Source organism: Antarcticibacterium sp. 1MA-6-2, from assembly GCF_021535135.1.
Lineage (GTDB): Bacteria > Bacteroidota > Bacteroidia > Flavobacteriales > Flavobacteriaceae > Gillisia.
In genome coordinates this window covers 2,220,361-2,232,619 of sequence record NZ_CP091036.1, presented here as the reverse complement: position 1 = coordinate 2,232,619, position 12,259 = coordinate 2,220,361, and the positions used below count along the sequence as shown (strand labels likewise).

The 12,259-nt window shown below is 37.3% G+C and carries 15 protein-coding genes and 1 pseudogene; 12 read left to right on the top strand and 4 right to left on the bottom strand.

Annotated features, from left to right (window positions below; genetic code table 11):
• Positions 1-104: 104 nt before the first annotated feature.
• The gene (locus LZ575_RS11340) at positions 105-554 is read right to left on the bottom strand and encodes a RadC family protein (RefSeq protein ID WP_235324702.1); all 450 of its coding nucleotides are present in this window, start codon (positions 552-554) and stop codon (positions 105-107) included.
• Positions 555-622: 68 nt separating this feature from the next.
• On the bottom strand, positions 623-973 hold the full coding sequence (locus LZ575_RS11335; RefSeq protein WP_235324701.1) for a single-stranded DNA-binding protein: 351 nt from the start codon (positions 971-973) through the stop codon (positions 623-625).
• A gap of 399 nt (positions 974-1,372) precedes the next feature.
• On the opposite strand from LZ575_RS11335, the gene LZ575_RS11330 reads away from it, so the two are divergent.
• The 12 genes and pseudogenes from LZ575_RS11330 to LZ575_RS11280 all read left to right on the top strand — a co-directional run bounded on the left by LZ575_RS11330 (position 1,373) and on the right by LZ575_RS11280 (position 10,461).
• Positions 1,373-2,380 (top strand): IS110 family transposase, encoded by a 1,008-nt coding sequence (locus LZ575_RS11330; protein WP_235324700.1) that lies wholly within the window; start codon positions 1,373-1,375, stop codon positions 2,378-2,380.
• Positions 2,381-3,102: 722 nt separating this feature from the next.
• Positions 3,103-3,735, top strand: coding sequence for a Crp/Fnr family transcriptional regulator (locus tag LZ575_RS11325; RefSeq protein ID WP_235324697.1), 633 nt, complete (start codon positions 3,103-3,105; stop codon positions 3,733-3,735).
• A 78-nt stretch (positions 3,736-3,813) separates the two neighbouring features.
• Positions 3,814-4,613: pseudogene (locus LZ575_RS11320) on the top strand (sulfite exporter TauE/SafE family protein).
• Positions 4,614-4,656: 43 nt separating this feature from the next.
• Entirely contained in the window at positions 4,657-5,277 is a 621-nt protein-coding gene (locus LZ575_RS11315) for a bifunctional 2-polyprenyl-6-hydroxyphenol methylase/3-demethylubiquinol 3-O-methyltransferase UbiG (protein WP_235324696.1), read from the top strand.
• Between the two features lie 148 nt (positions 5,278-5,425).
• Positions 5,426-5,707 (top strand): heavy-metal-associated domain-containing protein, encoded by a 282-nt coding sequence (locus LZ575_RS11310; RefSeq protein WP_311195755.1) that lies wholly within the window; start codon positions 5,426-5,428, stop codon positions 5,705-5,707.
• 39 nt (positions 5,708-5,746) lie between these two features.
• Positions 5,747-5,896, top strand: a complete 150-nt coding sequence (locus tag LZ575_RS23670; protein WP_311195754.1) for a hypothetical protein — start codon at positions 5,747-5,749, stop codon at positions 5,894-5,896.
• The gene (locus LZ575_RS11305; protein ID WP_311195753.1) at positions 5,880-6,341 is read left to right on the top strand and encodes a TlpA disulfide reductase family protein; all 462 of its coding nucleotides are present in this window, start codon (positions 5,880-5,882) and stop codon (positions 6,339-6,341) included. Before LZ575_RS23670 ends, LZ575_RS11305 begins: the two co-directional genes overlap by 17 nt.
• Before the next feature lie 101 nt (positions 6,342-6,442).
• The gene (locus tag LZ575_RS11300; protein WP_235324695.1) at positions 6,443-6,736 is read left to right on the top strand and encodes a hypothetical protein; all 294 of its coding nucleotides are present in this window, start codon (positions 6,443-6,445) and stop codon (positions 6,734-6,736) included.
• Positions 6,699-7,142, top strand: coding sequence for a protein-disulfide reductase DsbD domain-containing protein (locus LZ575_RS11295; RefSeq protein ID WP_235324692.1), 444 nt, complete (start codon positions 6,699-6,701; stop codon positions 7,140-7,142). Before LZ575_RS11300 ends, LZ575_RS11295 begins: the two co-directional genes overlap by 38 nt.
• Positions 7,072-8,556, top strand: a complete 1,485-nt coding sequence (locus tag LZ575_RS11290; protein ID WP_235324689.1) for a protein-disulfide reductase DsbD — start codon at positions 7,072-7,074, stop codon at positions 8,554-8,556. The genes LZ575_RS11295 and LZ575_RS11290 overlap by 71 nt, the downstream gene beginning before the upstream one ends.
• 101 nt (positions 8,557-8,657) lie before the next feature.
• The gene (locus LZ575_RS11285; RefSeq protein WP_235324688.1) at positions 8,658-9,155 is read left to right on the top strand and encodes an SRPBCC family protein; all 498 of its coding nucleotides are present in this window, start codon (positions 8,658-8,660) and stop codon (positions 9,153-9,155) included.
• Between the two features lie 268 nt (positions 9,156-9,423).
• Entirely contained in the window at positions 9,424-10,461 is a 1,038-nt protein-coding gene (locus tag LZ575_RS11280) for a c-type cytochrome (RefSeq protein WP_235324687.1), read from the top strand.
• A gap of 122 nt (positions 10,462-10,583) precedes the next feature.
• Here the strand turns inward: LZ575_RS11280 and LZ575_RS11275 are convergent, their stop codons facing one another.
• Complete coding sequence (locus LZ575_RS11275; protein ID WP_235330720.1) at positions 10,584-10,940, bottom strand: 5'-nucleotidase C-terminal domain-containing protein; 357 nt, start codon at positions 10,938-10,940, stop codon at positions 10,584-10,586.
• Between the two features lie 31 nt (positions 10,941-10,971).
• Positions 10,972-12,177, bottom strand: coding sequence for a bifunctional UDP-sugar hydrolase/5'-nucleotidase (locus tag LZ575_RS11270; protein WP_235324686.1), 1,206 nt, complete (start codon positions 12,175-12,177; stop codon positions 10,972-10,974).
• Positions 12,178-12,259 lie beyond the last annotated feature (82 nt).

The following is a 12,259-nucleotide window of genomic DNA, read 5'->3' as shown; positions in this document are numbered from 1 at the left end:
AGAAAATATTCTAAAAATTGAGAAAATTCTTAGTGGAATCTTGTTCTTATTGGGAATAATAGAAAAAGAAAACGGGCGGCTAAATTGCCACCCGTTCCTAATCTTTAAAGGAGTCCTTCATCGGCAAAACTAAAATAATCCCCATCAGGAATAATTATTAAATGATCCAGTACCTTTATATCAAAATATTCGCCTCCTTGAGTTATTTTTTTTGTGAGTTGCTTGTCTGCTTCACTGGGTTTTAAGTTTCCACTAGGGTGGTTATGTGCTATTATTACAGCGGTTGTTAAACTTTTCAGCAGTACTGCAAACAATATTCTCACATCTACTAAAGTTCCTGTTATTCCACCGGAGGAAAGGGTATAAATCCCCTTTACCTTATTTGAGTTGTTTAACAAGAGAATTTTAAAAGATTCGTGGAGCCCAATATTCTTTAAATCCCAATTTTCATAGAAGAGGGAAAATGCATCATGGGACGAGGAAATTTTAGGCAGATCTTTAGTTTTCAAGTTTCCGCTGTAACTTATCGATATTTCATTAACTTTGGTTTTCATAACGGCATTTATTAAATGTTAGAAAGAGAGGGCGCAACTTTTCACGGGAACGCCCTCTTTTTTTGTTTTTAATTTTTGGTGGAATTTTCTTTGGAACTTAATAGAAGAAGTTCATTGACTACTATTTCTGTAACTACATGTTTTTCGCCTCCTGCGCTTTCAAAGGAACGGGAGGTTAATTTTCCCGCTATTGCTAATTCAGAACCTTTTTCAACATACTTTTCTACTAAATCAGCTTGTTTACCCCAGGCCACCAAATTGTGCCATTCGGTTTGTTGAATTTTCTCGTCGTCCTTCATGAAATAATCATTGGTTGCTAATGAAAATCGAGCTACTTTTTTTCCATTCTCGAAAGTGTGCATTTTAGGAGTGTCTCCCACATTCCCAATTAGTTGAACTTTGTTTTTTAGAGTTTTCATAAATAATAAAGATTAAGGTTTATAAAATTTTAGTGATTTACTTATTGTATCCCGAGCGTTTTCCTTTTTTTGATTTTTAACTTTATTTCCGCTTCCTTTTTGTGGATTTTGTATGATTTCATTGTTTCCGTTTTTGATTTACTTCCCGTAGTGCCGTCGCTGTTACCTCGTACGTTTGTAATTCATTAAGGTTCTTTTAGTTTCTTTGGAGAAAAAGGCAGTGGGAATAGGAGATATAGCTGTTACCAGGTAGTCCGTGAGATATACCGTAAAAAAGACACATACCCTGTTCCCATTCGTTTCTCAGAATCTGGGCAGTACTTAGGGAGCTTTTATGCATCCCGCGTAAAGACGAGAATAGATCATAAGAAGCTTCCTGCCTCATTAAATCCTAGTATTATGAATACAGTACAATTTTGTGTGGGAATTGATGTATCAAAAGATTCCCTTGAATGCTCCTATGGTTTGTATTCCGAATTCGGTGAATTACAATTTTCTAAGGTGCAGAAGTTTACAAATGACCTTAAAGGTTTTAAAAAACTACTGGAATGGTTGAAGAAGAAAAAAGATCCTGCAGAAATTTTTTTTGTGATGGAAGCCACTGGTGTCTATTATGAAAATTTGGCTTATTGGCTTCAAGAGAGGGATTTTTACTTATCGGTAGTACTTCCCAACAAAGTAAACTACTTTGCCAAGAGCCATAACATAAAGACAAAGACCGATAGTGTGGATGCTAAGCTTTTGTGCAGGATGGGCTTGGAAAGGAAATTGGATCATTGGGAAATTCCCTCCCTTCAAATGAGAACTTTAAAGATCCTAACAAGGGATTACCGTAGCCTTAAGGCCAAACTTACTATGACCAAAAATCAACTGCATGCAAAGGACAATTCTCATAAATGTCCCCCCACAGTTGGTAAGAGACTTAAACAACAAATCCAATTACTGGAAAAGCAGATTTCACAGGTGGAATCTGAGATCAAGCTAGTTGTTAGAAAAGATAGCATTCTGGACGAACGGATCAGAAAGATGGAGACCATACCAGGAGTAGGGTTCATGACCATCGCTTGTATTTTGGGCGAGACGAATGCTTTTGCGCTCGTACGCAATTCCAAACAATTGGTAAGCTATTGTGGATTTGACATACAGCATCGGCAGTCAGGTCTTTACGCTGGAAAGACGACCATAAGTAAAAAGGGGAACAGTTTTATAAGATCTGCACTCTATATGCCCGCATTATCTTCCCTACAACATAATCCAAACCTGAAAATATTCTATAATCGCTTGTCAGAGAAGAAATCCATAAAAAAGATTGCAGTGACTGCAGTGGCAAGAAAACTACTAGTGCTTATCTATACGATTTGGAAAAATGGATCAGAGTATAATCCAGATTATTTATTTTCAGATTAGAAATAATGATTTTGGTGTTGTGCTTGTTGGATTGGAAACAACTCCTTTTTAAGAGTTGTTCCATTTCAACAATGCCACGTACTCCATGTAAAAAAACAAAAAAAAGATTGTTTTTTATCGCAGTACCTTTTTTTGATGCTTATACAGTTTCGAAATTTAGAATTAGGGAGGACTTATAAATAGGGAGCGCAGTGACCTAGGTTTATGCAGTCTGTACTAACTTCTAAATTTTGGTATTTTGCATAGTAAAAAAAGGTAGTTGCAGTGAAGACCTGGGTAGTTCAAAAATGGAGTAGGGAAGAGTATAACTGGAACAGGAGGCGGAAATAAAACAAGTTATGGAATCCAGAAACAGCGGACTCAAGGGAAAAAGCTTACTGTTATATCAAAGAATGGAGTTTATGAAGTAATTCAATCGGAGTTATAGAGTTCCAGAATATATTAGGCTTTTTTCCTCGTGTCCAAGACCTATAGACGAGCCTGGTTTCAAGCCCTCCCGAGAAGCGGAGGGGCGGGAAATCTGGTGAAGATCTTGAGTTATATAATCTTCCTTCAGGTATTTTGTGAGGGGGAATTACTCGGGATAACTTAAATTGTATCGAAAAAAAAGAAGGGCGTGATGGTTATGACTTTTGGGCCACCCAATAATAACCCCATAATTTACATTTCGATGAAGTATATTTAAGGCTGTAAATTCAACTCACTTAAAATATATATTTAAAATGTTAGAGGAATTAAAAGAAGCTTACGGATTTATTTTTGAAGAAGAGTTAATCCAAGAAATTAATGAAGTGGGCGTGTTGAAATTTGCCAGGGAAGGGGAAATCATTATGGATATTAGTGATTACATTACTTCTATGCCTTTGCTTCTGGAAGGTGCCATCAAAATTTTACGGGAGGATAAGGATGGTAATGAATTACTGCTTTATTTCCTGGAGCGAGGGGACACTTGCGCAATTACCCTCTCTTGCTGCCTGGGTCAGACCAAAAGTGAGGTTAGAGCAGTAGCTGAAAGAGATACTTCTTTTGTAATGGTGCCTGTGGTTAAAATAGAAGATTGGACCGCAAAATATAAAAGTTGGAGAAATTTCGTGTTCGAAAGTTACCAATCCCGATTGTCTGAAATGCTCGAAACAATTGATACAATTGCCTTCCTTAATATGGATCAACGGTTACTGCGTTATTTGCAGGACAAAGCGAAAATAAATCAGTCCGAGGAACTTCAAGTGACACATCAGCAAATTGCCTATGACTTAAATACGTCCCGTGTTGTTATTTCAAGATTATTAAAAAGACTTGAAATGGAAGGAAAAATTCTTTTACAACGAAACCACATTGTTGTACATGATCTATAATCCATAGGTCTGTAACTTTTGTTACTGCCCAGCCTGAAAGCCGGAGTTACTTTTGCTTGAACTTAAAAAAAAGGAACTTTGGAAATAATTGATCTTTTAGGATACTTTGGTGCTTTAGTAATAGGTGTTAGTTTGGGGCTCATAGGGGGTGGTGGGTCTATACTTACTGTACCCGTGCTTGTTTATCTTTTGGCTGTTAATCCTGTTACTGCAACAGCTTACTCTCTTTTTGTTGTTGGCGCCTCCTCCCTTATAGGGGCAATGAAAAAAATGAAAGATAAATTGGTAGATTTTCGCACTGCCGCAGTTTTTGCTATTCCTGCATTTATAGCTGTTTATAGTACCCGCTACTTTTTGGTCCCAGCAATTCCTGAACATATTTTTACACTTTGGGGATTTGAGGTGACTAAAAACATCGGGATAATGCTATTTTTTGCAGTTATTATGATTGTGGCCTCAATTTCAATGATTAAAAACAACGGAAAGGAAGACCTTAGTGAGACCAAGGTCAAATATAATTACCCTTTAATAATAGTTGAAGGACTCGTGGTGGGTGTACTAACAGGAATAGTAGGTGCTTAGTGGTGGTTTCCTTATTATTCCTGCACTTGTGTTACTTGCTAAGTTACCGATGAAAAAAGCGGTCGCAACTTCCCTTCTTATTATTGCAGTAAAATCTTTAATAGGATTTATAGGGGATATACAGAACCTGGATATTGACTGGATTTTCCTGCTGATATTCACCAGATATTTCTATCCTGGGAATATTGGTTGGTGATTATCTCAATAAATTTATCAATGGTCAAAAACTTAAAAAGGCTTTCGGCTGGTTTGTGCTAGTAATGGGAATTTACATAGTGTGGATGGAAATATCGTAAGACCATTCAAAGTAACCAACAATAAAAAAAGAAAATTAAAGAAATGAAAGAATTTTGGGACGAAAGGTATAAACGGGACGATTATGTCTATGGAAAAGATCCAAATGATTACCTGAAAGCGAAGCTGAAAGAATTACAACCGGGAAGGATCTTCTTTCCTGCGGAAGGGGAAGGCAGAAATGCTGTATTTGCAGCAAAAGAAGGTTGGAAAGTATCTGCGTTTGATATTAGTGCAGAGGGTAGAAAAAAAGCTCTTAAATTGGCTAAAGAGGAGGGTGTGCGAATTAATTACAACACCTCCGATCTACAACACCTAAGAGTTAAAGAGGAGGAATTTGATGCAATAGCCCTTATTTACGCACATTTTCCGCCGCCGGAGCGAAAGCAGTTTTTTAGCTTAATTCATCAATATCTTAAAGAAGGGGGGAAAGTAATCTTTGAAGGATTTGGTCCAAAACATCCGCAATACCAGAAATTGAATCCGGCAGTTGGAGGTCCACAGGAGGAAAGAATGTTGTTTTCGGAAATAGAAATGAGAGAAAATTTCCAAGAATTACACTTCGTTGAATTCTATGAAGGTGAAATTGAATTGAACGAAGGGGATTTCCATAAAGGCAAAGGCTGGGTGATAAGGTTTGTTGCTGAAAAAAGGAACTGGAATTGAAATTCACACACAAATTCTTCATAAGGCATCCATAATTATCGGATGCCTTTTTTATTCTGCTTACTGTAACTTTTGTTACAGCCCAGAGCTAATGGGGATGTTATCTTTGAAGGCAGAAAGATTATATCTTAAATAAGAAATTCTGAAGATGATGAAAACAACTATAACTATACAAAATTTGAAATGCGGTGGATGTGTGAACACTATAACCGCCAAACTACTGGAAATAGATAACATTGTTGAAGTGCAGGTAGATAAAGATTCCTCTACCGTCGCATTCAGGTATAAAGACCCGGAAGATGCATTTAAGGTCAAGGAGAAATTGAAGAAACTTGGATATCCTGCAGTAGATAATAAAAATTCATTGCTTATAAAAGCTAGTTCTTATATAAGTTGTGCAAGTGGAAAAATGCAGGAGGGGAGTTTTTAAAACTCCGGCCTAAAACTATTTATTTATAAAAAACATGTAATGAAGAAAAAGACTAAAAAAGGTTTAATAGAATACGGAATTATAATAGCCATTTTTGGCGGCCTCTATTTCACAGGTTTACATACAGAAGTTTTTGGATTTCTTCAACGGGGGATACTTGCAACTAAGCATAATGGATCCAGATCTTGAGCAGAAATCTGACCTTGCTGTGAATGAAACCTATCCAAAAGCAGATTTTTCGATGAAGCTTATAAACTCTAAAGGTGAAAAAGTGGCTATGGAGGATCTAAGGGGGAAGGTGATCTTTATTAATATATGGGCAACCTGGTGTCCTCCCTGTATTGCTGAAATGCCTGGAATTAACAAACTTTACAAGGATATTGATAAAGACAAAGTAGCATTTATAATTTTGTCTGTCGACCAGGATTTTCAAAAAGCCATTGATTTCCATAAGAAAAAAGGCTATGACTTCGAAGTATATATGCCCGATGGTAGTATGCCGCAAATGTATTACACCCAAAGCATTCCTACTACTTATGTTATAGATGCGCAGGGAAATCTTGTTATGACACATCAAGGGATGGGAGATTTCGATACTAAGGAGTTCAGGGAATTTCTTAAAAACCAATACTAATTTAAAAGCAGCAAGAATTTTTTTCCTTCCTGCTCCTTTTTTCTCTTTGATAAAATTTTTCACTGTTGTTTCGAGAATATATCGAGCCTGTTTTTTTGTCTATGAAATTAAAACTTACCATTATTTTAACGCTTCTGCTTTGCGGAACATCTTCTGTTATTGGTCAGGTAATAGAACCGCCAGAATGGGAGATTACATTTAGTAAAATTCCTTCCAAGATCGGGGAAAAAGTGACTATACATTTTGAAGCAGAGATTCCTGATGGTTGGTATATGTATTCCAGTGACTTTGATCCTGAAGTAGGACCACTGATAACTGAATTTAGTTTTCATGAAGACGATCAATACGAACTGCTCGATGAGATACAGCTTAGTGGGGCAAAAGCGAAAATATGATGCGATTTGGGAAGGAGAATACACCTATTTTACTGAAACTGCGAAATTTAATCAGGAAGTACTTATTAAAAAGGAGGCACCGGAATTTAGAGGAAGTATTTTCTATCAAATATGTTCAGATGTCAGTGGCCAATGCATTCCTTTTGAAACAGATTTCGCGTTTGATAGTACAGGAAATAACATTGCTGCAACAGGTAATAAAGAAAGTGAGATTGAAAACTCCAGAATTTATGATATGTTTTCATCACGGGAAAATGGAATTATAGAAGAAAGTGAAAATGTTTCTGCAGTTGAAAATATGAAATCCCTGGAACCTTTTCAAAATTCTTTCAAAGATGAATCTGAAGACATTGATCAGGGTTGGACAGGATTACTGGCCTTCTTTTTTATCTCCTTTGGCGCTTAGCCTTGCAGCTTTATTAACTCCCTGCGTTTTTCCAATGATCCCTATGACTGTAACCTTTTTTACTAAAGGTTCGGGAGGTAAAAAAGGTAAGATTAATGCTTTTTTATATGGCGTGTTTATCATAGCTATTTACACCGTTGTTGGATCTTTGTTTGCAGTGCTATTTGGCGCCGGATTTGCGAATTTCCTGTCCACACACTGGCTTCCAAATCTACTGTTCTTTGCAATCTTCCTGCTTTTTGCCCTTTCCTTCTTCGGAATGTTTGAAATTACTTTACCAAACAATTTAATTAATAAGGTAGACAGGCAGGCAGAAAGAGGAGGTCTTTTAGGAATTTTCTTTATGGCATTTACCCTGGTACTGGTAAGTTTTAGTTGTACTGGTCCTATTGCCGGAACAATTTTGCTGCAGGCCGCCAGTGGAGAAGCGATTATGCCCTTAGTAGGTATGCTTGGGTTTTCATTGGCTTTTGCAATTCCCTTCACCCTTTTTGCCTTTTTCCCGGGTTGGCTGAGTTCTCTTCCAAAGAGCGGGGGCTGGTTGAATACAGTTAAAGTTATACTTGGATTTTTAGAACTGGCTTTGGCATTAAAATTCCTTAGTATGGTTGACCAGGTCTACCACTGGAACATCCTTGACAGGGAAATTTATCTTGCACTCTGGATCGTAATATTTGCACTTTTAGGTTTTTATTTGCTCGGGAAGCTTGTCTTCCCGCACGAAAAGAAAATAGAAAGTGTTTCAGTTCCCCGGCTAATGTTGGCAATTCTGGTGTTCAGTTTTGTAGTGTACCTCATTCCGGGACTTTTTGGTGCTCCATTAAAAGCACTTTCAGGTTACTTACCGCCTATGGGGTCACAGGATTTTAATCTGACTACGGCTTCTATAAGCTCTGAGCCCGAAACTAGTATCAACTCCTGCGGAACACCTTTGTATAGTGATTTTCTTAAATTACCACACGGGATTCAGGGATTTTTTGACTACGAAGAAGCTGTTGCTTGCGCCCGGGAACAACATAAACCCTTGTTTATCGATTTTACAGGCCACGGCTGTGTAAACTGCCGTGAAATGGAAGCAAACGTGTGGAGTGATCCGGAAGTCCTTAGGAGGCTTAAAAATGATTATGTAGTGGTTGCGCTCTATGTTGACGAAAAGACAGAATTACCAAAGGAAAAATGGTATACCTCAGCCTATGACGGGAAAGTCAAAAAAACAATAGGCGCTCAAAATATGGATTTTATGATCCAGAAGCTTAATGCCAATGCACAGCCTTATTACACGCTGCTTGGAGAGGAAGGGAACTTACTTGCAACACCCAAAGGATATGATCTTGATGTAGCAGCATTTATTTCATTCCTGGATCAGGGAAAAGAAGAGTTTTACAAGGGAAGTATTGAATTAGGTAAAGGTTAAAAATTTGAACCAGTAAAGAATTAGTTCTTGAAACAGTTTCATCTTCTGGTATGTTTATCTTTCCTAAGATTGTACAGTGAGAATTAAAAAAAATTTATAACATGCCAAATTTAAAGCTACAAACGCTAATAAAAGCAAACAGGTATATTGTCTTTGATTTATCAAGAAGTATTGATCTTCAGTCAACATTTGTTACTGGTTCCAATGAAAAAGCGGTTGCAGGAAGAACGAGCGGATTAATTAAATTAGGTGAAACAGTCACCTATAGGGGAAAACATCTTGGAGTTCGGCAAAGTCTTACCTCCAGGGTAATTGATTTTGACAGACCTCATTTTTTTGCAGATGAAATGGAAAAAGGTGCTTTTAAAAGTCTTAGACATGAACATCATTTCATCGCAACGGAAGAAGGAACTTTAATGAAGGATGTTTTTAATTTTCAATCTCCTCTGGGCGTTCTAGGAAAGATTGCAAATGCATTATTTCTCAAAGCCTATATGACTAATTTCCTGAAAAACCGTAACAAGGTAATCAAAGAGTTTGCTGAAAGTGGGAGATGGAAAGAACTTTTGCCAGAAAAAAATATGGAGTATTATAACTAATCCTCCATTATTGGGCCTATCCAGATTATTTCATTCCTTGATCAGGGAAAATAAAATTTTAACTAACAGAATGATGTTTATGAGGAGTAGGTTAATTTTTTGAAGAATCAATAGTCAATGCTATGTAACTAATGTTACTTACTATTTCTGAAGGAAATTTTAGGTTTGTTTCAATATGGGTGCTTTTTTAAGATTCCCCTAAGACCTCTTAATTAGCGGATCGTAAAAAACCCACTAATTACTGGTTTTTACTGAAAGTTTCAAACCTATGAAAAATTTCTCTGCACTTGTAAAATCGGTAACTTATATGTTTGGAGCAGCAATTGCACTTGTTTTAGTCATATTTTTAAGTGTACTTGTTTATCAAACTTATCCAAAACTCTTTATTAAAGAATCTATTGCTGAAACTGTAGAGGTCTGGGCTCCAAAAGATATTGATCTTGCCCTTGCTGAAGGTTTTGGCGATGAGGAGGTGGAATATGGTTATCATTTGATCACCAACAGCCCCAACCTCATAGGTCCGGGTGCAGAAGATCCAAATATGAGATTTGCAGGGAATAATCTTGCCTGTGCAAACTGTCATTTGGATTCCGGAACCAGGGCAGGTTCAGCATCATGGGTAGGCATTACCGAAAGATTTCCGCAATTCAGCAATCGATCAAATTCAGAAAGCACTTTAGAAGACAGGATCAACGGTTGTATGGAAAGAAGTATGGATGGTAAAGAGCTTCCGAAAAGATCTAAGGAAATGAAAGCAATCCTAGCTTATATGGAATGGCTGAGTGAAGGCCTTCCTGAAAACCGAAAAATAGAGTATAAAGGTTTTCCTTCTATTGAATTACCTGATTTCGCCGTTGATCTTGTAAAAGGGTCGGAACTATTCAAGGTAGAATGCGCACATTGCCATAGCGAAGATGGGCAGGGAATTAAAAATATCGGGACAAAAAATGGTTATTTATATTTCCCTCTTTGGGGAGAAGATAGTTACAATGATGGTGCAGGCATGCACCGAGTGATTACTGCCGCTAAATTTATAAAGGGAAATATGCCTTTTGGAGAGGCCACAAGAGAACATCCGAAATTAACCGATGAAGAAGCCTATCATTTGGCAGGTTATATCAACAGCTTTAACAGACCTGAAAAAGTAAACAAGGAAAAAGATTTTCCCGATCTTAAACTAAAACCTATGTCTACACCTTATGGCCCTTATGTAGATAATTTTTCTGCAGTTCAACATAAATACGGACCTTTTCAACCTATCAAAGATTTTTATAAAGAAAATTACGGGCTCAACAAATCTCAGTAGTTTTCTAATAAGGTATTTTATTAATATGGATTCAGAAGATAGGCGTAGTATATAATGACCAGTTTTAAAAAAGAATGGAGGAATTTATTATCTCCCTCCATTCTTCTAACCTTAAGGAGACATTATTGGATAATTTTAATTTCTCCCATATTTTTCGGTTTTGAAATTTCTCCTAATTCCCGTAATTTTGCAATTACAAATTCATTCAGTTGAATTTCCTTATTCTCTATGTTTTTCCCATTTCCCAGCTCTTTATATCGATGCAATCCTTTAAGCATTCCACTGTGAGTAACGACCTTATAATCTTTATGTAAATCAAGATCTTCCCCGTTCACCTGTACATCCCTAATGCGGTTACCTAGGGGTTTGGAGTAATCTAAGGTATAGCTTACTCCGCTACTTTGCAGCAGACCACCCACTACCTCGTATTTATCACCGGGTTTTTGATTGGTTGCCGTTTGCTCAAGTGTTGCCTTAATATGTTCTCCGGCAAGACTAAGAGTAGTAACCTTAGGGGGATGAGGAATTAGCTAAGTACAAATTTTCACGTGTAATCTCTCCCTGCAGGGAAATGCCATACCCTACCCCCGGCAAAAAAGAGATATCTGCATCATATTCCGAACGCAACAAATTTCCGACAAGTTTTTCAAATGTACTTTCACTTTTGTACTGCCTGTCGATCACGTCTGTAGCAGTTGCTATTTTTTCTTCCAGATGGTCCCTGTGTGGAGCACGCAGCTCTCCTATAAGAGATTGCATTTCCGGGTCTTCTTCGTAATTACTCAGCCACAGCAAATGATGTTGTGCTTTAACCCCGATTAATTTGCGGTCTCTAATTTCTAATTCAATATCACCCAGTGCTGCGGCATCTGCCATGGCCTGTACCATATATGTATTATTAATTTTTTCAGGCTTTGAAATGAGGTCGTGGCTATGTCCTCCTATAATAAGGTCTATGTCGCTAAATTCTTCTGCCGTCAATCTGTCAACAGCAGTTCCCTGATGGGAAAGCAGTACTATGATATCTGCCTGTTCCATTAGCTCCGGTAAAATCTCCTTCAAAACCTCATTCCCGCGACGAAATTCCAGATTTTTCATATTATCTGAACTGCCTGTAAGATTTGTGTTGTGATAGCCCACTGCAAGAATGGCTATCTTTGTACCTCTTATTTCCTTAATTAAATAAGGATTATTAAAAATGCTTTTTCCAGTTCGTTTGTCTATAATATTGGCTGCACCTAAAGGAAATCCGCCAATCTTCATTAGCTCTTCAGTGCGATCTCTGCCATAATCAAAATCATGATTTCCCAGTGCCAAATACTCATACCCAAGGTTTTTCATCATTGTAATTATCGCTTCCCCTTCAGTTAAATTTCCAAGGAGATCGTCGCTAAAGGTATCTCCGGAATCCAATAATAAAACATTTTCATTATCCCGGGAATTTCTTATTTCTTTCACCGCAGTAGATAGGGCTGCAAAACCTCCTATTTCCCCTTCTTTCTCAAAGGTAATTAGATTATCTCTCTCTGGATCACTAGTCTGGGAGGTTGCACTACCAAGAGTTGTTTGAAATGGCATATAATTTCCATGAATGTCGTTGGTATGAAGGATGGTGACAATTTGAGTTTCTCCGATTTCAGAAGATGTGATTTTGTTCCCGCTTTTGCAGGAGGTCAAAATTGAAAGGATCACCATTGCATTTATTAATTTTTTCATAGTTCAGGTATTAATATTCTGAAACACTTCAATTATTCTTTAAAGTACCTTTTGAAAAATTAAAAGCCTGCCAAATATTTTA